This window comes from Streptosporangium sp. NPDC002524 (assembly GCF_040295985.1).
Lineage (GTDB): Bacteria > Actinomycetota > Actinomycetes > Streptosporangiales > Streptosporangiaceae > Streptosporangium.
This window is the reverse complement of sequence record NZ_JBEOWK010000018.1, coordinates 149,538-171,050: the sequence shown is the minus strand read 5'-3', so window position 1 is coordinate 171,050 and position 21,513 is coordinate 149,538. Positions and strand designations below refer to the sequence as shown.

The 21,513-nt window shown below is 72.2% G+C and carries 15 protein-coding genes; 11 read left to right on the top strand and 4 right to left on the bottom strand.

What is annotated here, in order from left to right; all coding sequences use genetic code 11:
• Window positions 1-56: 56 nt before the first annotated feature.
• From ABT053_RS29135 to ABT053_RS29125, 3 genes are all read right to left on the bottom strand, one after another.
• Window positions 57-2,192 (bottom strand): acyltransferase family protein, encoded by a 2,136-nt coding sequence (locus ABT053_RS29135; protein WP_350973132.1) that lies wholly within the window; start codon window positions 2,190-2,192, stop codon window positions 57-59.
• A gap of 524 nt (window positions 2,193-2,716) precedes the next feature.
• Complete coding sequence (locus tag ABT053_RS29130) at window positions 2,717-4,336, bottom strand: LCP family protein (RefSeq protein WP_350973130.1); 1,620 nt, start codon at window positions 4,334-4,336, stop codon at window positions 2,717-2,719.
• Window positions 4,337-4,490: 154 nt separating this feature from the next.
• Window positions 4,491-5,861 carry a hypothetical protein gene (locus tag ABT053_RS29125; protein WP_350973128.1) on the bottom strand — a complete coding sequence of 457 codons (1,371 nt, stop codon included), beginning with the start codon at window positions 5,859-5,861 and terminating at the stop codon, window positions 4,491-4,493.
• Here ABT053_RS29125 and ABT053_RS29120 point away from each other — a divergent pair.
• The 5 genes from ABT053_RS29120 to ABT053_RS29100 all read left to right on the top strand — a co-directional run bounded on the left by ABT053_RS29120 (window position 5,853) and on the right by ABT053_RS29100 (window position 11,916).
• Window positions 5,853-6,524, top strand: a complete 672-nt coding sequence (locus ABT053_RS29120) for a hypothetical protein (RefSeq protein WP_350973127.1) — start codon at window positions 5,853-5,855, stop codon at window positions 6,522-6,524. The genes ABT053_RS29125 and ABT053_RS29120 overlap by 9 nt on opposite strands.
• Window positions 6,521-8,734 carry a hypothetical protein gene (locus ABT053_RS29115; protein ID WP_350973126.1) on the top strand — a complete coding sequence of 738 codons (2,214 nt, stop codon included), beginning with the start codon at window positions 6,521-6,523 and terminating at the stop codon, window positions 8,732-8,734. Before ABT053_RS29120 ends, ABT053_RS29115 begins: the two co-directional genes overlap by 4 nt.
• Before the next feature lie 153 nt (window positions 8,735-8,887).
• On the top strand, window positions 8,888-9,838 hold the full coding sequence (locus tag ABT053_RS29110; protein WP_350973124.1) for a permease-like cell division protein FtsX: 951 nt from the start codon (window positions 8,888-8,890) through the stop codon (window positions 9,836-9,838).
• Window positions 9,839-9,943: 105 nt separating this feature from the next.
• A complete protein-coding gene (locus tag ABT053_RS29105; RefSeq protein WP_350973122.1) occupies window positions 9,944-10,837 on the top strand; it encodes a glycosyltransferase family 2 protein in 894 nt (297 codons plus the stop codon).
• Window positions 10,837-11,916, top strand: coding sequence for a glycosyltransferase family 4 protein (locus ABT053_RS29100; RefSeq protein ID WP_350973121.1), 1,080 nt, complete (start codon window positions 10,837-10,839; stop codon window positions 11,914-11,916). Before ABT053_RS29105 ends, ABT053_RS29100 begins: the two co-directional genes overlap by 1 nt.
• A 36-nt stretch (window positions 11,917-11,952) precedes the next feature.
• Here the strand turns inward: ABT053_RS29100 and ABT053_RS29095 are convergent, their stop codons facing one another.
• A complete protein-coding gene (locus ABT053_RS29095; protein ID WP_350973120.1) occupies window positions 11,953-12,900 on the bottom strand; it encodes a lysylphosphatidylglycerol synthase domain-containing protein in 948 nt (315 codons plus the stop codon).
• A 127-nt stretch (window positions 12,901-13,027) separates the two neighbouring features.
• Between ABT053_RS29095 and ABT053_RS29090 the strand changes: the two genes are divergently transcribed.
• The 6 genes from ABT053_RS29090 (at window position 13,028) to ABT053_RS29065 (ending at window position 21,473) form a co-directional block, all read left to right on the top strand.
• Window positions 13,028-13,867 carry a class I SAM-dependent methyltransferase gene (locus tag ABT053_RS29090; protein ID WP_350973118.1) on the top strand — a complete coding sequence of 280 codons (840 nt, stop codon included), beginning with the start codon at window positions 13,028-13,030 and terminating at the stop codon, window positions 13,865-13,867.
• Window positions 13,868-14,111: 244 nt separating this feature from the next.
• Window positions 14,112-15,071 (top strand): lysylphosphatidylglycerol synthase transmembrane domain-containing protein, encoded by a 960-nt coding sequence (locus ABT053_RS29085; protein WP_350973117.1) that lies wholly within the window; start codon window positions 14,112-14,114, stop codon window positions 15,069-15,071.
• A 91-nt stretch (window positions 15,072-15,162) separates the two neighbouring features.
• On the top strand, window positions 15,163-16,284 hold the full coding sequence (locus ABT053_RS29080; protein WP_350973115.1) for a glycosyltransferase family 4 protein: 1,122 nt from the start codon (window positions 15,163-15,165) through the stop codon (window positions 16,282-16,284).
• A gap of 17 nt (window positions 16,285-16,301) precedes the next feature.
• Window positions 16,302-17,396 carry a mannose-1-phosphate guanylyltransferase gene (gene manB / locus ABT053_RS29075; protein WP_350973113.1) on the top strand — a complete coding sequence of 365 codons (1,095 nt, stop codon included), beginning with the start codon at window positions 16,302-16,304 and terminating at the stop codon, window positions 17,394-17,396.
• A gap of 23 nt (window positions 17,397-17,419) precedes the next feature.
• Window positions 17,420-18,316 carry a DNA-3-methyladenine glycosylase family protein gene (locus ABT053_RS29070; protein WP_350973112.1) on the top strand — a complete coding sequence of 299 codons (897 nt, stop codon included), beginning with the start codon at window positions 17,420-17,422 and terminating at the stop codon, window positions 18,314-18,316.
• A 547-nt stretch (window positions 18,317-18,863) separates the two neighbouring features.
• Complete coding sequence (locus ABT053_RS29065) at window positions 18,864-21,473, top strand: bifunctional FO biosynthesis protein CofGH (protein WP_350973110.1); 2,610 nt, start codon at window positions 18,864-18,866, stop codon at window positions 21,471-21,473.
• The last annotated feature ends 40 nt before the right edge of the window (window positions 21,474-21,513 follow it).

The window sequence follows — 21,513 nt, the reverse complement described above, 5'->3', positions numbered from 1 at the left end:
CCCGCATATCCCGATGCTGAGTGTTCGTTCCGTCATCACCGGATGTGTGGGGTTAATTACCGGGTAACTGACGCTGAACTCTCCCTGGCGGCGGGCGTGGCGTCGGCCGATGGGGTGGTAGCGGCGATGGTGCCGGCGGGAGGGGAGGGCCGGCGGTAGAGCCATACCAGGCGGGGTTCGAGCATCCACTTGAAGAGCCTGCGGGTCTCCGGCAGGCACAGCACGATGGCGAGGGCGAGCGAGCTGCACGCGATCGCCGCCACGCCCAGCGGGCCGTACAGCCAGGGGAAGCTCAGCCAGCCCTGGTCCTTGGCGATGACCACCACGACGCCGTGGAGCAGGTAGGCGTACAGGGTGCGGGTGCCGAGGTCGGAGAACCAGGTCTCGCCCCGGGGCACCAGCGCGAGCACCGCGACCGTCATGACCAGCGCCGCGACCAGCACGGCGCCGCGCACGCCGAAGCCCAGCCACCAGGACATGTCCATGGCCTTGAAGCTGTAGCGGAAGTAGATCGGGTCGAGCGGGACGCGGGGCGCGATGACGATCGCCACCCCGGCGGCGCCGACGAGGACGACCGCTGAGGTGATCTTGACCCAGAGGGGCTTGAGCAGGTCGAAGTGCTCCGGCTTGAGCAGCAGGCCGAGCACGTAGAACGGCAGCAGGCCGAAGAAGCGGTCGATGCTGAAGTCGCCGGAGATCTCCGAGAAGCCCGCGGCCATGTAGATGACCACCGCGACCAGCAGCGGCTGCCGCATCCGCGTCCAGATGGGCGTGGAGATCCGCCAGAGGACCAGGGCCAGCAGATACCAGTTAAGCCAGGCCGGATCAATTATCGTCAGCGTCCACTTCTGGCCAAGCCCGTAGCGGAGCAGCGCGTAGCCGATCTCCACGACCACGTACGGGATCAGCAGGGTGTCGACCAGCTTGTTGATCTTCGCGTTGGAGTTCCAGAAGTTGCGCCCCAGATAGCCGCTGATCAGCACGAACGCCGGCATGTGGAACATGTAGATGAACAGGTACGCGGACTCCGCCGAGTGCGCCTTGAGGGTGGGGACCAGCGAGTGGCCCGTCACCACCAGGGCGATCAGGACGAACTTCACGTTGTCGAGGTAGGGCTCGCGCTTCTTCCTGGCCGGAGGGGCCGGGGTCTCCTCCTCGACGACCGGCTCGCGCTCGCGCTCCGCCCGCAGCTCCTGCTCGGCCTGCGGGCCCTGGCTCCAGAACGAGGGCTCGCTCTCCCGGTTGCTCCTCTCCCTCTCCCAGTAGGAGAAGGGACGCTCACCGGCCGGCCGGGGCTCCTGCCGGGGGCGCGGGGGGGACGGCGGCCGTGCCGGGTCCGGGAACCGTACGGGAGCCTGGGGCTCGCCGGGCAGCCGTGGCCGTCCGGGCAGCTGGGAGTCTCCGGGGACGCCGGGCTGCGCCGGGGCGGGCATCTGGCCGTGAGCCTGGCGGGGGGCCTGGCCGGGGGTCTGAGGGCGCCCTCCCGGCGCGGCTCCTCCCAGCGGGGCTCCCGGCTGGGGGACGCGCGGCGGCGTGGGCGGCGGGGCCCAGTCGGGCCGGGGGATCGGCGCCTGGGGGGCGCCCTGCGGGGGAGTGGGGCCGTCCTGCGCCCACGACGGCAGGGACGAGGGGGAGTCCTCCCGTGCGCGCGGCGACGCCGAAGGGGAGGAGCCCTCCCGTGCGCGCGGCGGGATCGGGGGAGGGGTGCCCTCCCGTGCGCGCGGCGGCGCCGGGGGATCCTCCTGGGCCCACGACGCCTGCGCCCAGGACGATTCCTGCGCCCACGCCGGCCCTTCCTGGGACCAGGTGGGCTCCTCGCGGATCCACGAGGGCTCCTGGGGGACCGGCTCGGCCTCCAGGGGCTTGGACAGGTCGAGCGGGTCGTGGGAGCCGTGAGGGCCACCGGTGTGGGGCTCGCGGTACGCGGGATAGCCTCCCCATTCGGTGACCTCGCCGGGACTCTCCTCCCAGCCGTCCCCGGCGTCGCGCCGGGACGCCCTGCCGGAGGTGGCCGGACCCGCACCCGGCGGCTCGGGCCACGAGGGCTGGGACCCGCCGGGCGCCTGCGTCTGGCCGGGCGTGGGCCACGGGGCGGATCTCCGGCCCTGCCCGCCGGTGGACCCACCGGAGCCGGGGTCGGAGCCGCCGTCGTCCTGGGGGGCCGGCACCTGGAAGGATCGGATGTCGCTCACGAGGGGAAGGCTCAGCTATCTGTCGGAGACCGGGGAGTAGTCGGGCAGATCGGCGGGGCGCCCGGGTGGAGGGGCCGGGAGTGCGGGCAGGCGTTCGCCTCGCCGCCTTGAACAACCCTAAACCGACTGTGCGCCCTCTGTCGCACGCGCGCACTTCGATTCGGGCGGTTCTCGGGTAATCGTGACTGTCCACAATCCCGTGAACGGCCGGTTCCCGGCACCTCTCCCTGCGGGGGCTTCCCGTCACCCGGGCACGGTGCCCGGTTCGCCGGGTTCAACCGGCTGGTTCCGGCCGCTTCCCGCTGATTCCCGTCGCTTCCCGTCGCTTCTCCGGGCGAGGGCTTCCTGTCACCCGGGCATGGTGTCCGGTTCGCCGGGTTCAACCGGCTGGGTCCGGGGCTTCCCGTGGCTTCCCCTGGCGAGGGCTTCCCGTCACCCGGGCATGGTGTCCGGCTCGCCAGGTTCAGCTGTCGCCGTCACCTTCGCCGTCCTCTCCGTCCGTACGGTCGGACTCCGCCCGGCCGTCAGGTGCAGGGGTTGGTCTTGCTGTCGACGACCTTGTCCGTGAGGGCGTCGGGGATCTTCGGGAGGGCGCGGACGCCCGGCCAGTCGGCGCCGATGACCAGCTGGACGACCGGCCCGGTCGGGGCCTTGCCCCCCGGGGTGGGCGGGGGCGCCACGGACGGGACGTACTTCTCGGTGGTGACCGGCTTGACCTTGCCCGCGACCGCGGCGCGCTTGTCGCCGGAGAGCCTGGCGGCCAGCGCGTCGCCGTACGAGACGCCGTCGGCGGTGTCCTTCTTGGCGTAGCGGATCGTGGTGGTGGGCACGTTGCCGGTCGCCGGGCGGGCGTTGCCGACGTGGGTGACCACGAAGCCCTGGTCGGCCAGCTCGGCGGCGACCTCCCTGGCCCTGTTCGGGGTGTCCGTGCCGTTGAACACCTGGACCCTGACCTGCTCGCGCTTGACGGCGGGCTTGGCCTTGGGGTCCGGGGGCGGGGTGACCTCGGTGTCGCTCTTGATCGCGGCGAACAGCTGGTTCGCGTACGGCTGCACCCAGGCGACCCGGTTGGGGTCGTCGGGGTGGGGCCCCCACGGGACGGTGATCAGCTTGACGCCGCCCGCGGTCAGCTTCTGGGCGCTCTGCCCGATCTGCAGCAGGGTGCCGGTGTCCTTGGCCAGCTCCTCGTCCATCCGGACGGACTTGGCGGCGGTGTTGATGAAGTTCAGCATCTTGCCGGGGTCGGTCAGCAGCTCGCTGCTGGTGGCCTTCTTCACCACCTGGCTGAGGAAGACCTGCTGGCGCTTGATGCGGCCGATGTCGCTGCCGTCGCCGTAGCCGCGCAGCCGGACGTAGCCCAGGGCCTCCTCGCCCGCCAGGAGGTGCCAGCCCGCCGTGAGGGTGAGCTTGGCCTTCTTGTCGTCGACCGGTTTGGTCAGGCAGACCCTGACGCCGCCGAGGGCGTCCACGATGTTCTTGAAACCGGTGAAGTCGACCTCGACGAAGTGGTCGATGCGGATGTCGGTGAGCGCCTCGATCGTGGTGATCGTGCAGGTGATGCCGCCCTCGTTGTAGGCGGCGTTGATCATCTCGGTGCGGGCCGCCACCGGCGCGCCCGTCTCGGACTCGCAGGCGGGCATGTCGACCACCGAGTCGCGGGGGAAGCTGACGAACGTCGCCTTGTCGCGGTCGGGGGCGATGTGCATGAGGATGATCGTGTCGGTGCGCTTGCCCGCGTTGGCCATCTTCTGGCCGTACTTGAGGTTGTCGCCCTCGCGGGTGTCGGAACCCACGATCAGCACGTTGAGCGCGCCCTTGACGGCCGCGGGCCGGTTGTCGCCGAGCTTGTCGTCGATCTTGAGGCCGCTGATGTTGCCGACCGTGTTGCGGTAGACCCCGTATCCGCCCAGGGTGCCGAGCACCAGCAGGCCGGTCGCCGCGATGCCGGCCCAGGCGCCGACGGTGAGCCGCCCCTGCTTGCGGCCCTTGCCCCTCGGGGCCGCCTCCTTGGGCTGCGTCGGGAAGTCTCTCGGCGGGCTCTCCGGGGGAGGGCCGTCCCCTCCCGCGCGCCGCGCGCCCCGGCGGCCGTGGGAGGCGGGTTCGCTCCGGCGGTCTCTGACGGCCGCCTGCCGGTGGTCGCTCATGCGATCCTCCCGCTAGGCGGCGTCGTCCGGTGCCCGTGCTCGATCATCGAGCTCAAAGGGTAGATCACGAGGTGCGCGCCAGGAGTCGTGATGATGCGAACTTGGCCAAGACCGCCCCCTGACACCGCCATGATGGATCCGGCGGCCAGCATACTCAAATACGGACATTAGTAGGAATGTTACTGAAATTAGGTTTACGTACGGCAAGTGCCGCCGCGAGGCAGGCGGCGGGCACGGCCGGCAGCACGTACCGGTAGTCGAACTCCGCCACCGCCGCCGGCATCACCAGCAGCACCACCGCCACCGACCAGGGCAGCGCCCACGCCGTGGAGTCCGGGCGAAAGCGCCGGACGCACGCCGCCGCGGGCGGTAGCAGCAGGATCACCAGGACCGCCGCGCCAGGCAGTCCCGCGATTCCCTGATAGGTACGGATCCAGCCCGCGTACGGTTCGACGATCCGGGTGGAGATCGGGCCCTGTTCGTAGCGCTTCGCGGCCTCGGCGCCCACGGTCGCCGGATAGCGCCCCGGCGGCGCCGGCGGTGTGGCGGGGAACTGGTAGTAGTCGTAGATCTCCTGGTCCGGGTAGACCGGGCGGCCCACGGTGAACGACCGGGCCAGCTCCGAGGTGACCGAGCCGAGATAGTCCAGCGGCTGGCTCAGGATCGCCAGCGACGCGAACCGCCCGGCCAGCGTGTCGTTCGTCCTGGTGAAGGTGATGCCGGGCAGTTTGACCAGCGGTGAGTCCTGCGCCCAGACGTACTCCTGCGCGGGAGGCCGCCGCGCCGCCGGGCGGGGGTCGCAGAGCACGGCCAGGTCGGGCGGCGGGCGCATCACGCCGCAGTCGGCGAAGGTCATCGTCTTGCCGTACAGGAAGACGCCGTTCGCGCCCACGATGCCGATCCGCTGGTACGTCGCGTGGAACCAGGCCCCGTACCCGAGGATGGGCACCGTCGCCGCGGCGAGCATCACCCCCGCCGCGAGCACCCGGCCGCGCTCCCTGAAGATCAGCCAGGCCGCGAAGAGGGCCACCAGCGGCAGCCCGACGGTCCTGGTCAGCGTCGCCGCCGCGAGCAGCAGGCCGATCCCGCACGCCGTACGCCATCCGACGGAGCCGCGCACGGCCAGGCAGGCCGCCGACATGACCAGGACCGCGAACAGGGTGTCGGAGACCAGCAGGTGCTCCAGCTGGATCTGGTACGCGTCCAGGAGGGAGGGCACGGACGCGAGCGTGGCCGCCCAGCCGGGCGCCCCCAGGCGCCGCGCGGTGAGATAGACCAGCACGCCGACCAGCAGCCCGAGCAGGTGCTGGGCCAGCGCGACGACGGCGAACTCGTGGAACGGTTCGAGCAGCCGCATGAACATCGAGTATCCGGCGGGACGGACCAGGTCGGGCCGGGGTTTCAGGGCGGTGACGACGTAGGTGTAGGAGTCGGGGAACCAGAGCGCGGGCCGGTATCCGAGCATGGTGATCACCCGCAGCGCGACCCCCGCGGCCAGCACGACCAGGAACCAGCGGTGCTCCATGAGCCGGTGCCGCCTCCGGAACCGGCTGCCCCGGGGCTCGCGACCGCCTTGGAGCCTGCGGTCGTCCCGGAGCCCGTGGTCGTCCTGGGGCGTGCGGTCGCCTTGGGGCTCGTGGTCGTCCTGGAGTTCGCGATCGCCTTGGAGTTCGCGACCGTTCCGGAGCTCGCGGTTGTCCTGGAGCTCGTGGTCGTCCTGGAGTTCGCGGTCGCCTTGGAGTTCGCGACCGTTCCGGAGCTCGCGGTTGTCCTGGAGTTCGCGACCGCCCGGGAGCCCGCGGTTGTCCTGGAGCCCGCGGCGGTCAGGAAATCCGCGGTCGCCCCGAGACCCGCGATACCGCCGCACCCACCCGATCACTCGTCCCCCTCCTCGCACGCTGCGCGTACGCTACCGGCTTCCACCTGCCCCCGCGCCCGCGCCGGGGCCCGTGTCCACGTCCCCGCCGACGCCCCGGTCCCGTTCCCGGACCCGGCCGCGTCCCCCGGCACCGGTCTCGCCGGGTCCCGTGCCTGTCCGGTCCTCGCCCAAGCCCGGTCCCGCCCGGACCCATGCCCGTCTGGGACACATACCCGCCAGGACCAGGACCAGGACCAGGACCAGGACCCGTCCAGGCACGGCGTGCCGGGTGTGGGCCGGAAGTGGCACTACGCTCGGTTCGAATCATGACCACCGGCTGGCTGGACCGTACGCGCAGGCCCTCGGCGGGCCGGGTGCTCGCCGTGGTCTCCGTCGTGCCCGCGCTCGTCCTGGCGGGCTGGCTGCTGGCCGGGCTGCCGCTGCTGCTGCTCGGCTGGTTCCGGCCGCTCGCCGCGGTCCCGCTGGGGCTGGCGGCCGTCACGCTGCTGTGCCGGTACGGCCTGCGCCGCCTGCCGGAGACCGTCGAGGCGACCGCCTGGCAGGTCGCCGGGGTGGTCGCCGCCGCCCTGGGCTCCGGGATCTTCAACGGCCTGCTCCACGGCGAGCAGCTGATCGTCCGCCGCGACCCCGCCACCTACGCGCAGTACGGCGTCTGGCTGGCCCGGCACGGCTCGCTGCCGATCCCCTTCCAGGAGCAGGCGTTCGGCGGCGCCGACCCGGCGCTCCACTTCGACAGCGTGGGCTTCTACGCCTCCGGCGGCGCGGTCGTGCCGCAGTTCATGCCGGGGGCGCCGATGCTCCACGCGGTGGGCGCCTGGCTGGGTGACGTCGCGGGGCTGCTGCTGGTGCCGCCGGTGCTGGGGGCGGCGGCCGTGCTGGTCCTCGCGGGGGTCGTCGCCCGGCTCGTCGGGGCCCGCTGGGCGCCCCTCGCCGCGCTGGCCTTCGCCGTCTGCCTCCCGATCCTCTACACCTCGCGGACGACCTTCAGCGAGATCCCGTCCCTGGTCCTGCTCTTCGGCGGCCTCGCCCTGCTGTACGACGCCGAGGCCAGGATCCGCTCGGGGGCCGGTGGTGCCTCGCCACCCGTGCCTTCCGGCTCGGCCCCTGGCTCCGATTCGGCCCCCGGCTCCGGCTCGGGTTCCGGTTCGGCCCCCGGCTCCGGTTCCAGCTCGGGTTCCGGTTCCGGTTCCGGCGAGGGAGCGGCGCGGGCGGGGGCCGCCCTGGCGGGGCTGGTGTTCGGGCTCGCCGTCCTGGTCAGGATCGACGGGCTGCGCGATGTGCTCCCCGTGCTCGTCTACGCCGGGCTGCTCATCGCCCTGAGCCGGGTGGGGAACCGCGACGGGGGGCGGCTGGGCGTGCCGCTGCTCGGCGGGCTGGTGGCGGGGGCCGGGCTGGGGCTCGCCGCCGCCTACCTGCTGTCCAGGCCGTACCTGGACTATCTCTCGGACTCGGTCGTCCCGCTGCTGGCGATCTGCGGCGCGGTCGGGGTCCTCACCGTGGTGGCGGCGGCGCTCGCCCCGTGGCTCGCGGTCCCGCTGCGGCGGGTGGCCGGTGTCCCGAGACTGCCCGAGATCGCCGCCGGCCTGGTCGCGCTGGTCGCGGCGGCCTTCGCCGCCCGCCCGTGGCTGGAGACCGTGGTCCGGCGGCCCGTCACGCCGGACGACAAGGTGACCGCGCAGTTCATCGAGGGCGTCCAGCGGATCAACCGCCTGCCGCTCGACGGCTCCCGGCTCTACTACGAGAACTCTGCGCACTGGGTGGTCTGGTACGTCGGGCTCCCCGTGGCGCTCCTGGCCGTCCTCGCCGCGGCCCTGCTCGCGCGCGGGCTGGTCAGGGGGACGGCTCCCGGCTGGCTGCTGCCGCTCGCCGTCATCGGCTGGACCACGGTCACCACGCTCTACCGGCCCGGCATCACCCCCGACCACCCGTGGGCCGCCCGGCGGCTGGTCCCCGTCGTCATCCCCGGCCTGATCCTGCTCGCCGTCTGGGGCCTGCGCTGGACGCGCGACAGGGTGAGGAGGTCGGGGTACGGCCAGGGCGCGCGCAAGGGCCTCGTCGCGGCCGGTACGGTCCTCTTCCTCGTCCCCCCGGTGATCACCTCGGGGGGGACGGCGTTCAGCCCGGTCGACCGCGGCGAGCTCGCCGCGGTCGAGAACATGTGCGCGGCCCTCCCGGCCCGCGCCTCGGTGCTCGTCGTCGAGCGCGTCACCGCCGCCCGCTTCACCCAGGTCGTCCGGGGCGTCTGCGGCCTCCCGGCCGCCCGGCTCACGATCTACCGCTCCGACATCCCCAGGTCCGCCGACGTCGCCCGGCTGGCCGCCCGCGTCCGCGCCGCCGGACGCACCCCGGTCCTGCTCGCCGCCGAGTCCCGGCAGCTCTCCGGGTACGGCGTCCCCGTCCACATCATGAACCTCCGCACCCGCCAGGACGACCGCTCCCTCGTCGACGCCCCCAACGGCACCTGGTCCCTGGCCGCCGACGTCTGGATGACCGTCCCGCGTGCGAACACGGACACATGAGATCGAGGATGCAGAGGCGATCCTGGACACGATGGCGGCAACCCGTGGCCGTACATCTGCCGTGACCTGGCACATCCATTATTGATGATTGAAAAAGGGGCGTTTCTGTCAGGATATTGAGCTGAATATCGAGCTATCACTGTGGGTGACAGGGTGAATGCGACGGATCCGGCGGCCGGTTCGGATAACGGGAACGAGATCCCCGTAGTCGAGGAGCTCTCCTTCGGGGACCCTGAGCGGGAGGCCCCGGCCGGAAAAGGCCTCAGGATCCAACGTGTCCTGCTGGCCGGTGTGATGGCCGTCCTGCTGCTCGGCGTGGCGGGCACCGCGGGATGGTACGCCTACCAGAACTCCGCCCGGGTGCTCCCGCCGCCGGACGGCCCCTGGCCCGAGGGCGGGACGTTCACCGTCTTCCTCTGCAAGGACGACGACGTCTACGAGCGGTGCCGCAAGCAGGCGATCACCCCGGAACAGCGGCGGTCGATCGAGGAGAGACTGCGCGCGATGCCCGAGGTGGCGGAAATGGCGTTCGAATCCCAGGAGACGGCATGGGCGAACCTCGTGAACCAGTTCGCCGACGACTGGGCGACGGCTTCGGCCTTCGACGTCGACGACCTGCCCGAGTCGTTCAAGGGCAGGCTTCACCGGCGAGCCGACTTCGAGTCCTTCGGAACCATCATGGGCGGCACGCCGGGCGTTTCCAACGTCGCCGCCTTCGGTCGCCACTTCTGGGAGGGCAAGGCCGACATTTCCATCATGCTGTGCCCGCCCCAGGACGCGGAGCCTGACAGGACGGAAGAGAAGTCCGACCCCTGCGCGGGCCGGGGAGCGGCGACGGCGGAGGAGAAGAAGGCCGTCGAGGCCAGACTCCTGGCGCTCGAAGGGATCGAGCACGTCTATTTCGAGAACGCCGCCCATGCTCGCCGGGTCCTGGAGCATCTGGCGGTGAGCCGTGACTCCCTCCTCATCGGTTTCCTCGCGGCGAGCCCCGCGCCGGAGAGCTATTTCGTCAAGCTCGCGGATCCGGGAGCCGTGCGGACGGTCGTCGACGCGGTGAAGGACATGCCGGGTGTCGGCGAGGCCGGACCTCCGGATGTCGACTGAGGAAGCCGGGCCGTGCCCGAAGGGGCGATGTGCGCTCGGGGGCCTGCCGGGCAGAGTATCCTCGCCCGTCGAGAGCATGCCCGAGAGCCCGAGAGTGGATCAGCTGTGGACGCAACGCCGTACGTGACCATCGTCCTGCCGTGTTACAACGAGCAGGACCACGTCATCGCCGAGGTCGAGCGCATCTGCGAGGCGATGGACCACAGCGGATACACCTACGAGCTCGTGGCGGTCGACGACTTCTCCACCGACGAGACGCTGGCCAGGCTGCAGGAGGCCGCGCCCAGGTTCCCGAACATGCGGATCAGGGCCTTCCACCGCAACGGCGGCTCGGGCACGGTGCGCAGGATCGGCACCCAGGAGGCGAACGGCGAGATCGTCGTGTGGACCGACGCCGACATGACCTACCCCAACGAGCGCATCCCCGAGCTCATCCAGATCCTGGAGAAGGACCCGGCGATCGACCAGGTCGTGGGCGCGCGGACGAGCGAGGAGGGCTCGCACAAGTTCCTGCGGGTCCCGGCCAAGTGGTTCATCCGCAAGGTGGCCGAGCGGCTCGCCGGGCAGAAGATCCCCGACCTCAACAGCGGGCTGCGGGCCTTCCGCAAGTCGGTCGCCAAGCCCTATCTGAGGCTGCTGCCCCCCGGCTTCTCCTGCGTCACGACGATCACGCTGTCGTTCCTGTCGAACCAGCACGACGTCTACTACCTGCCGATCGGCTACAGCAAGCGGGCGGGCAAGTCCAAGTTCAGCTTCGTCTCCGACGCATACCGCTACATCCTGCAGGTGCTGCGGATGGTCATGTACTTCAACCCGCTCAAGGTCCTCATGCCGCCCGCGCTCTGGCTGGTCGGCATCGGCCTGGTCAAGGGCGTCGTCGACATCGTCCGCTACGGGTTCTACCTGACCAGCAACACCATCGTGATCTTCCTGTCCGGCCTGCTCATCGGCTCGCTGGCGCTGCTGGCCGACCTCATCGTGCGCTCCAGGAGCGAGTAGTGCGGATCGCCGTCGTCGGGCCGACGTACCCCTACAAGGGCGGCGGGGCCGCGCACACCACCGAGCTCGCCCACCGGCTGCGGGCCGCCGGGCACGACGTGGTGATCGAGTCGTGGCGGGCGCAGTACCCCGCCTTCCTGTATCCGGGGAAGCAGACCGCCGACACGCCCGACGGCGAGCCGTTCCCGCACGTCCTGCGCGACCTCGACTGGCGCCGCCCGGACGGCTGGGTCCGCGCCGGGAGGCGGCTCAGGAGCGCCGACCTGGTCGTCCTCGCCGTCCTCAGCCCGGTGCAGGTCCCCCCCTACCTCGGCATCCTGTACGGCCTGCGCCGCCGGACCCGGGTCGTGGCGCTCTGCCACAACGTCCTGCCGCACGAGCGCAAGCCCTACGACGCGCCGCTGATGAAGGCGCTGCTGCGCCGGGTCGACGCGGTGCTCGTCCACTCCGAGGGGCAGGCGGAGAAGGCCCGCGACCTGGCGGCCACGCCCGTGCGGGTGGCCGAGATGGCGCCGCACCTGCCGTCGGGGACCGAGCGGCGCGGCCCGGGGGAGGGCGTGCACGACAGGCTGCTGTTCTTCGGCCTCGTCCGGCCGTACAAGGGGCTGGACCTGCTGCTCCGCGCGCTGCCCGAGGGGGTGTCGCTGCGGGTCGCCGGGGAGTTCTGGGGCGACCTGGAGAAGACGACCAGGGCGCTGATCACCGAGCTGGGCCTGGACGGGCGGGTGGAGCTGCGGCCGGGGTACGTCGCCTCGGCCGACGTCCCGGGGCTGTTCGCGGACGTGGACGCGCTCGTCCTGCCCTACCGGAGCGGGACGGCGAGCCAGCAGGTGTGGCTCGGCCACGAGCACGGGGTGCCGGTCGTCGCCAGCCGGGCGGGCACGCTCGGCGACCACGTCACCGACGGGGTGGACGGGCTGCTGGTCGAGCCGGGCTCGGTGGAGGGGCTGCGCGCCGCGCTGGCCGCGTTCTACCGGCCGGGCGAGCCCGAGCGGCTGCGCGCCGGGGTGAAGGCCGTCGACCCCGAGCCCTACTGGACCTCCTACGTCGAGACGCTGGTCTCCGGCCCCTCGCGCTGACGTCAGGGCCGTCGGCCCCGAGCCCCGCCGGACCTCCTACGTCGAGACGCCGGTCTCATCGCGCCGACCCGCGGGGCCGGAGAGGCGTCCCCACAGGAAGCCGATCCCGGCCCAGCTCAGGTCGGTCAGGGTGAACATCACCCTCGACACCACCGCGGCCACCAGCGCCCTGGGGGTGTCGAGGACCGGCGCGAGGGCGAGCACCAGCGCCCCCTCGCGAACGCCGATCCCGGCGGGGACGATCACCGTGACGATGCCCGTCGCCCAGGCCAGCGCGTAGGCGCCGACCGCCACCGGGTACAGGGAGGCGCCCGAGGCGCCCAGGTCGGCCATCGGGAGCAGCAGGTGGGGGCCGTACGCCAGCCAGCCGGTGACGGTGAGGGCGACCGCGGCGAGCACGGCCCCGCCGCCGAGCAGCCGTCCCTGGCCGAGGGGCTCCTGGCGGGCGATCCGCAGGGCCAGGTTGAGCCCGAAGGTGAGCACCGCGGGGTGCAGGCAGACGGCGATGACGGGGATCAGCGCCAGCAGGTACCACGCCTGGGCCGCCCGGGTCAGGGTCTCGCGCAGGGTCACCGCCGCGACGAGCAGGGCGCAGCCCAGGGAGACCAGCAGGGCGAGGGAGACGGAGCCGAACATGCGCCGGGGCGGCACGTCGTGGTCGCGGCCGAGCTCCATCATCGCGGCGTACGCCCAGACGCTGCCCGGCACGTACTTGCCGAGCTGGCCGACGAAGAACACCCTCGCGGCGCTCCCGAGGGGGAGCGGAGAGCCCATCCCGGCCAGCACCGTCCGCCAGGCCAGCGCCATGACGCCGATCCCGGCCATCACCGAGAGGTAGGACCCGGCGAGCGACCACCACGACAGCTGCGAGATCGCGGCCGCCGTCTCGTCACGGTTCCTGACCAGGCCGTAGCCGAGGAAACCCACCGCGACCAGCGCGAGCAGCACCCGGAGGAGGCGGCTTGACCGCAGTCGGCTGAGCATCCGCCCAGGGTACGGCTGTCTCCTTACCCGGCGGTAGGGCGGCGGGCCACCGGTACTCTTGGGCGGCGTGGCGGAGTGGTGGCGGACCGCGTCACGCGGAGGGAAGAAGAGGAACGGTGAGCGAGTGATGAGCGCCGAGCGGGTCGCGCAGCTTGAGTACTCCGAGTTCCAGGCGGCGATGCTGGACGAGGAGAAGCGCCGCAGGAAGGCCGCGAAGATCGTCGCGGTGCTCGGGCACTTCCTCGGCAGGGACAAGGACGTCCTCGCCGGTCTGACGGTCGCCGACATCGGCTGCTCGGCGGGCTTCATCGCCGACGAGCTCGCCGCGGCGGGCGCGCGCCACACGTTCGGCGTCGACATCGACGTGCCGGGCCTGCGCAAGGCGTCCCAGAGGTTCGGCGAGCGGGTCGAGTTCGTGTGCGCCGACGGCACCGCGCTGCCCTTCCCCGACGGCTCGGTCGACGTGCTGGTCTTCAACCACATCTACGAGCACGTGGTCGACCCGGACGCGATCATGGCCGAGATGCGCCGGGTGCTCTCCGACGACGGCGTCCTCTACCTGGGGCTGGGCAACCGGCTCGGGGTGATGGAGCCGCACTACAAGCTGCCGTTCCTGTCCTACCTGCCGCCCGCGCTGGCCGACCGCTACGTGCGGCTCTCCGGCCGGGCCGACAGCTACTACGAGCGCTACCGGACCCGCCGGGGCCTGCGGAGGATGGTGCGCGGCCTGCGGGTGTGGGACTACACCTTCCCCGTGCTCGCCACCCCCGCCGCGTTCGCCGGGAACGAGCTCTTCCCCGGCCTGGTGGGACGGGTGGCGGGCGGGGTGCTGTCGAGGCTGCCCCGCCCGGTGCTGCGGGCCCTGCTGCCGGTGGTGCCCACCTACCTGTGGGTCGCGACCAAGGGCGGCCGCCGCCCGGCCGGACCCTCCCTGCCCCGGCCGCCAGAGCCGGTACGCCCCCTGTGAGCGGCTCCGCACGGGCTTCCCGCGCGTTCTCACCCGGCCGCGCCACGACCTCCGTGAGCCCTTCGCGGGCCTCCCGCGAGTTCTCACCCGGTCGTGCCGTGACCTCCGTGGGCTCTTCGCGGGCTTCCCGCGACCCCTCACCCGGCCGTGCCACGACCTCCGTGGGCTCTTCGCGGGCCTTTCGCGACCCCTCACCCGGTCGTGCCGTGACCACCGACGCCGCCGCGACCCCCGTGGGTCTCCGGTGAGCGCGGGCACCGGAGCCGGTACGTCCGTCCTGAAGCGCGTGGTCCGGATCGCCTTCCTGCTCGTCGCGCTCGGGTTCGGCGCGTGGGTGGTGGTGGGCCAGTGGGACGAGATCCGCGCGGGGTTCGCCCGGCTGTCGTGGACCTCGCTCGCGCTGTCGCTGGTCGCGGTGCTCGCCGCGCTGTGCGGCGGGATGATGACGTGGCGGGCGCTGCTGGCCGACCTGGGCTCGCCGCTGCCCCTGCGCGAGGGGGCGAAGGTCTTCTTCGTGGGCCAGCTGGGCAAGTACATCCCGGGCTCGCTGTGGCCGGTGATCGCCCAGATGGAGATGGGCCGGGAGCTGGGCGTGCCCCGCTCCCGGAGCGCGGCGGCGTTCTTCCTCACGCTGCCGGTGCAGCTCGGCAGCGGGCTGGTGGTCTCGGGGGTGACCCTGCTGGCGGCGCTGCCGGGGTCGGTGGCGCCGTACGCCTGGGTGTTCCTGCTGATCCCGGTGCTCGCGGTGGCCTTCGAGCCGAGGGTGGTCAACGCGGTCCTCGGGTTCGGTCTGCGGAAGCTCAAGCGCGAGCCGCTGGAGCGCCCGCTCACCCGCGGGGGCATGCTCACCGCGCTGGGCTGGGCACTGCTCGGCTGGATCGCGTACGGGCTGCACCTGGCGGCGATCGTCCACGACCTCGGATCCTCCGGTTTCCCGGCGGTCCTGTTCTCGATCGGCGCGTTCGCGCTGTCGTGGTGCCTGGGGATCATGACGTTCGTCGTCCCGGCGGGGGCGGGGGTGCGCGAGGTGGCGATGGTGGCCGTCCTGGCGCCGGTCCTGGACCAGGGAACGGCCATCGCGGCGGCGCTCTGCTCCCGGATCGTGATCGTTCTCGGCGATCTCCTCTGCGCGGGTCTCGCGGGTCTGGTGGCGCGCCGCGCCGAGGGGTCCCGGAAGGACCACGCTTCGGGAAAAGCAGTGTGATTTCCCCCACGGTTTCCGAGACTCTGGCAATAGAGTAAACAGAGGAAGGGGACGGTCGTCCCGCTGTGGATCTTGAGGGGAGCGATCCTTCTTGCCGCCGAGAGTGCTCGTCGACGCGGCCGCGGTTCCGGCCGACCGCGGCGCGCTGATCAGGTACGTCGACGGACTCGTCGCCGCGCTTGACAGGGCAGGCGCTGATCTCGCGGTCGTCTGCCAGCGCGCCGACGCCGCCAGATACGCCGGCCTGGCGCCCTCCGCCCGAATCGTGCCGGGGCCTCACGGGATCACCAACCGGGCCGCCCGCCTGACGTGGGAGCAGACGGGCCTGCCGTTCCTCGCCCGGCAGGTCGGCGCCGAGGTCATCCACGCCCCCTACTACTCGATACCGCTGAGCTCGGGCCTGCCGACCGTGGCGACCGTCCACGACCTCACCTGCTTCACCGAGCCGCTGCAGCACGACGCGGTCAAGGCGGCGTTCTTCCGCGCCGCGACCCGCACCGCGGTCCGGCACGCCGCCCGGGTGATCGTGCCCTCCAAGGCGACCAGGGACGAGCTGATCAGGATCCTCTCGGCCGACCCGACCCGCATCGACGTCGCCTACCACGGTGTCGACCCGGCGCTGTTCCACCCGCCGTCCGAGCGCGAGATCACCCACGCCTCCGACCGGCTCGGCCTGCACGGCACCCCGTACGTCGCCTTCCTCGGCCCGCTGGAGCCGCGTAAGAACGTGCCAAACCTGATCCGCGGCTTCGTGCGGGCCGTCGAGAACCTCCCGGCCCCGCCCGCCCTGGTGCTCGCCGGGGGCATCCGCGACGTCGAGGTGGACGCCGCGGTGGAGGAGGTCCCCTCGACCGTACGGGTGCTCCGTCCCGGCTTCCTGTCGTTCGCCGACCTGTGCGGCTTCCTCGGCGGGGCGGTGGTCGCGGCGTTCCCGTCGCGGGGCGAGGGTTTCGGGCTGCCGGTGCTGGAGGCCATGGCCTGCGGCGCGCCGGTGCTCACCACCCACCGCACCTCGCTGCCCGAGGTGGGCGGCGACGCGGTCGCCTACACCGAGCCCGACGCCGAGAGCATCGCCGAGGCGCTGCGCACGCTGCTCTCGTCGCCCGAGCGCAGGGAGGCGCTGTCCGTGGCCGGGATCGCCCGCGCCAAGGAGTTCACCTGGGACGCCTCGGCCGAGGCGCACCTGCTCTCCTACCAGCGCGCGGCCGAGTAGTGAGCTAACCTCGCGGAATGATGGAGACCCCCTTGCCCGATCTAGAGGCGATTCTCCTTGTCGGTGGACGAGGGACGCGCCTGCGTCCGATGACGCTCGGCACCCCGAAACCCCTGCTGCCCACGGCGGGGGTTCCCTTCCTCGCCCACCAGCTCGCCAGGGCGCGGGCCTTCGGCGTGCGGCGCATCGTGTTCGCCACCTCCTACCGGGCGGAGATGTTCTCCGAGGCCTTCGGGGACGGCGAGGCGTTCGGCCTCTCGCTCGAATACATGACCGAGGAGGTCCCGCTCGGCACGGGCGGGGCCATCCGCAACGCGGCCGAGGCGCTGACCTGCGGCCCTGACGCCCCGGTGCTGGTCCTCAACGGCGACATCCTGTCCGGTCACGACATCGGCGAGCAGATCGCGACGCACGTCGCGAGGAAGGCCGCCGTCACCCTGCACCTGACCGAGGTGGAGGACCCCTCGCGTTTCGGCTGCGTGCCGACCGACGAGGACGGGCGGGTGACCGCCTTCCTGGAGAAGACCCCCAACCCGGTCACCAACCGGATCAACGCCGGGTGTTACGTCTTCACCCGCTCGGTGATCGACACGATCCCGGCGGGCGAGGTCGTCTCGGTCGAGCGCGAGACCTTCCCCGGCCTGATCGAGGCCGGTGCCCTGGTGCTCGGTTTCGCCGACGCCTCCTACTGGCTCGACGTCGGCACGCCCGCCGCCTTCGTGAAGGGCTCCCGCGACCTGGTCCTCGGCCGGCTCGCCTCGCCCGCCCTGCCGGGGCCCACCGGTGACTTCCTCGCCCTGCCCGGCGCCATGATCTCGCCGGAGGCCAAGGTCTCCGGGGGTTCCGTGATCGGCGCCCGCGCGATCGTGGAGTCGGGGGCGCAGATCAGCGGCAGCGTGCTCGGCGACGACTGCGTCGTGCACTCGGGAGCGGTCGTGGTCGACTCGGTGGTCGGCATCGGGGCGAGGGTCAACGCCGGAGCGGTCCTGCGGGACGTGGTCCTCGGCGACGGCGCCGTGGTCGGCTCGGGCAACGAGCTGATCGCGGGCAGCCGGGTCTGGCCGGGCGTCGTGCTCCCCGAGTTCGCGATCCGCTTCTCCAGCGACATCTGATCGTTCGCGGCGCGGGCACCTTCGTGAGGCGACGTGAGTGGTGCCCGCCGTGGCCGGTCGACCTGACGCTGGCGCTCGACCCGCACCGGCGCGGGACCGGCGACCCCACCCTGAGGCCGGCGCCCGGCGGGGCCTTCTGGCGGACCTCGCGTACGCCCGACGGGCCGGGGACGCTGCGCGTGGCCCCGCTGGACGGCGGGGTGGCCGCCACGGCGTGGGGGCCGGGGGCGGAGTGGATGCTGGAGACGCTTCCCGCGCTGCTCGGCGCCGGTGATGACATGTCGGGGTTCGTTCCCGGGCACGAGGTTCTAAGGAACGCGGCGAGACGCTATCCGGGGCTCAGGATCGGCAGGACGTCGCGGGTGTTCGAGGCGCTGGTCCCGGCCGTACTGGAGCAGAAGGTGGTCTCCACCGAGGCGTGGCGGGCGTGGCGGTGGCTGCTGGGCCGCTACGGCGAGCCCGCGCCGGGTCCCGCGCCCGAGGGGATGAGGGTCTTCCCCGAGCCCGAGGTGTGGCGGTCGATCCCCTCGTGGGACTGGCACCGCGCGGGGGCGGAGGCGGTGCGGGCCCGTACGATCGCGAACGCCGCCCGGCACGCGGGGAAGCTGGAGGCGATCGAGGGCAGCGCCGACGCGGACCGGCTGCTGAGGGCGCTGCCCGGGATCGGGGTGTGGACGTCCGCCGAGGTGCGCCAGCGCGCGCACGGCGACGCGGACGCCGTCTCGGTGGGCGACTTCCACCTGCCGTCGCTGGTCGGCTGGTCGCTCAGCGGTGAGCGGGTGGACGACGCGCGGATGCTGCGGCTGCTCGCTCCCTACCGGGGGCATCGGCACCGGGTCAGCCGGCTGCTGGGGTTGGGCGGTGTGCGGCCACCCGCTCACGGGCCGAGAATGCCCGTGCGCGACTACCGGTCGTTCTGAGCGCCCCCTCGTCGGGAGCGGGTTCGTCGCGATGCCAGTCGAGGCTGTCGCGCGTGTCGGCGCCGATCAGCGGGGCGAGGACGGCGACGGCGACGAGGACGATGAGAAACCAGATCATTTTCGGCTCCTGGGGGACGGGGTCCGAGGGGATCGCCTCGGGGTGGTCCGGAGGGGTTTCCCGCTGGTGCGGGGGGCTCCGGCTGATGTCTCTAATTTATGCATCTGCAAGTATTTACGTCTATCGAGACTTGCTTGACCGCATGCTTAAGGAGATCTGAAGTGTCGAGCCCCCGGCCCGGTACTCGCCGTCCGGCACGGGAAGGGGTCAGGGGGATAGCGCTCACGTATGGGGAGGGGCCGTGGGAGGGCGCCCGCGTATGTGGGGACAGGGTCCGCGAGAGGGGGCTCACGTATGGAGGGCGGGTCCGCGAGAGGGCACCCGCGTATGTGGGGACAGGGGCCGTGAAAGGCGCTCACGTATGGGGCGCAGCCCCGCGAGAGGGCACCCGCCGCCCCGCGGGTTCGTGTCGCGCCGTACTGTGCCGTCATGAGCGCTAACCCCACCGACAACGCGATGCGCCGGGCTCTGGCCAGGGCCCGCGACGGCAAAGCTCTCGATACCGCCGAAGCCACCGTCCTGCTGCACGCGCGGGACGAACATCTGGAAACCCTCCTCGACCACGCGGGGAGGGTGAGGGACGCGGGCCTGGAGGCGGTCGGACGGCAAGGGATCATCACCTACAGCCGCAAGGTCTTCATCCCCCTGACACGCCTCTGCCGCGACCGCTGCGGATACTGCACGTTCGCCACCGCCCCGCACAAGCTGGAAAGCATGTTCCTGAGCCCCGACGAGGTGCTGGAGATCGCCAGGCAGGGGGCGGCGCTGGGGTGCAAGGAGGCGCTGTTCACCCTGGGCGACCGGCCGGAGGACCGCTGGCACCAGGCCCGCGAGTGGCTGGACGCGCACGGCTACGACGACACGCTGTCCTACGTCCGCGCGATGGCCGTGCGGGTGCTGGAGGAGACCGGGCTGCTGCCGCACCTGAACCCGGGCGTGATGACCTGGCAGGACCTGCAGCGGCTCAAGCCGGTCGCGCCCTCCATGGGCATGATGCTGGAGACCACCTCGCGGCGGCTCTTCGAGGAGAAGGGGCAGGCGCACCACGGCTCGCCCGACAAGGACCCCGCCGTGCGGCTGCGCGTGCTGGAGGACGCCGGGCGGACGAACGTGCCGTTCACCAGCGGCATCCTCATCGGCATCGGGGAGACGGTCGAGGACCGCGCCGAGTCGCTGTTCGCGCTGCGCAGGGTGGCGCGCGAGTACGGCGGCATCCAGGAGATCATCGTCCAGAACTTCCGCGCCAAGCCCGACACCGCGATGCGCGGCATGCCCGACGCCGACCTGCAGGAGCTGGCCGCCGCCATCGCGGTGACCCGGCTGGTGCTGGGGCCGAAGATGCGGGTGCAGGCCCCGCCGAACCTGGTCGACTCCGAGTACGAGCTGATGATCAGGGCGGGCATCGACGACTGGGGCGGCGTCTCGCCGCTCACGCCCGACCACGTCAACCCCGAGCGCCCCTGGCCGCAGATCGACGACCTCGCCGCCCGTACGGCCGCCGCCGGGTTCGCGCTGCGCGAGCGGCTCACCATCTACCCCGAGTTCGTGCTGGCCGGGGAGCCCTGGCTCGACCCGAGGCTGAACGCGCACGTGGCCGCCCTGGCGGACCCGGAGACCGGGCTCGCCCGCGAGGACGCGGTCCTGACCGGCCGCCCCTGGCAGGAGCCGGACGGCGGTTTCGTCTCCGTGGGACGCGTCGACCTGCACACGGCCGTCGACACCGAGGGCCGCAGCGCCGACCGCCGCGACGACTTCGACAACGTGTACGGCGACTGGGACGCGCTCAGGGAGCGCCTGCCCGCCGCCTCCTCGATCGTGCGGGGCGACGTGCGGGAGGCGCTGAGGCAGGCCGAGAGCGACCCGGCGGGGCTCAGCGACGACCAGGCGCTCGTCCTGCTGGACCTCGCCGGGGACCAGAACGGCGTGGGCGCCGACGACGCCGCGCTGGACGAGCTCTGCCGGATCGCCGACGGCCTGCGCAGGGAGGCGGCCGGAGACGACGTCACCTACGTGGTGAACCGGAACATCAACTTCACCAACGTCTGCTACACCGGCTGCCGCTTCTGCGCCTTCGCGCAGCGCCGTACCGACGCCGACGCCTACACCCTGTCGCTGGAGCAGGTCGCCGACCGCGCCTGGGAGGGGTGGCAGGCCGGGGCGACCGAGGTGTGCATGCAGGGCGGCATCCACCCCGACATGCCCGGCACCGCGTACTTCGACATCGCCAAGGCGGTGAAGGCCAGGGTGCCGGAGATGCACGTCCACGCGTTCTCGCCGATGGAGGTCATCAACGGCGCCAGCCGTACCAACCTGTCCATCGAGGACTGGCTGGTCGCCGCACGGGAGGCGGGCGTCGACTCGCTCCCGGGCACAGCGGCCGAGATCCTCGACGACGACGTCCGCTGGGTGCTGACCAAGGGCAAGCTCCCGACCAGGGAGTGGGTCGAGGTGATCTCCACCGCGCACCGGGTGGGCATCCCGACGACCTCCACGATGATGTACGGCCACGTCGACAACCACGCGCACTGGGTGCAGCACATCCGGCTGATCCGCCGCATCCAGGAGGAGACCGGCGGGTTCTCCGAGTTCGTGCTGCTGCCGTTCGTGCACCACAGCGCGCCCATCTACCTGGCGGGGATCGCCCGCCCCGGGCCGACGGCACGGGAGAACCGGGCCGTGCACGCGCTCGCCCGCGTGCTGCTGCACGGCGCGATCGCCAACATCCAGTGCTCGTGGGTGAAGCTCCAGGACGGGCTCTGCCGCGAGGTGCTGCTGGGCGGGGTGAACGACCTCGGCGGCACGCTGATGGAGGAGACGATCAGCAGGATGGCCGGGTCGGAGAACGGCTCGTTCAAGACGATCAGCGAGATCGAGGCCATGGTCGCCCCGGCCGGGAGGCCGGTCCGGCAGCGGACCACCTCCTACGGCGTGCCGGACGCCGAGCGGGTGGCCGCGGCCAGGGCGAGCGACGGCGTCTGCCGCAGCGTCCGCCCCAACGCCCTCCCGCTGCTCTCCCTGGAGCCGTCGGCGAAGTTATAACGAGTTCTACGTCCGGCCGTCTTTCGTGAGAGGTTCGTGG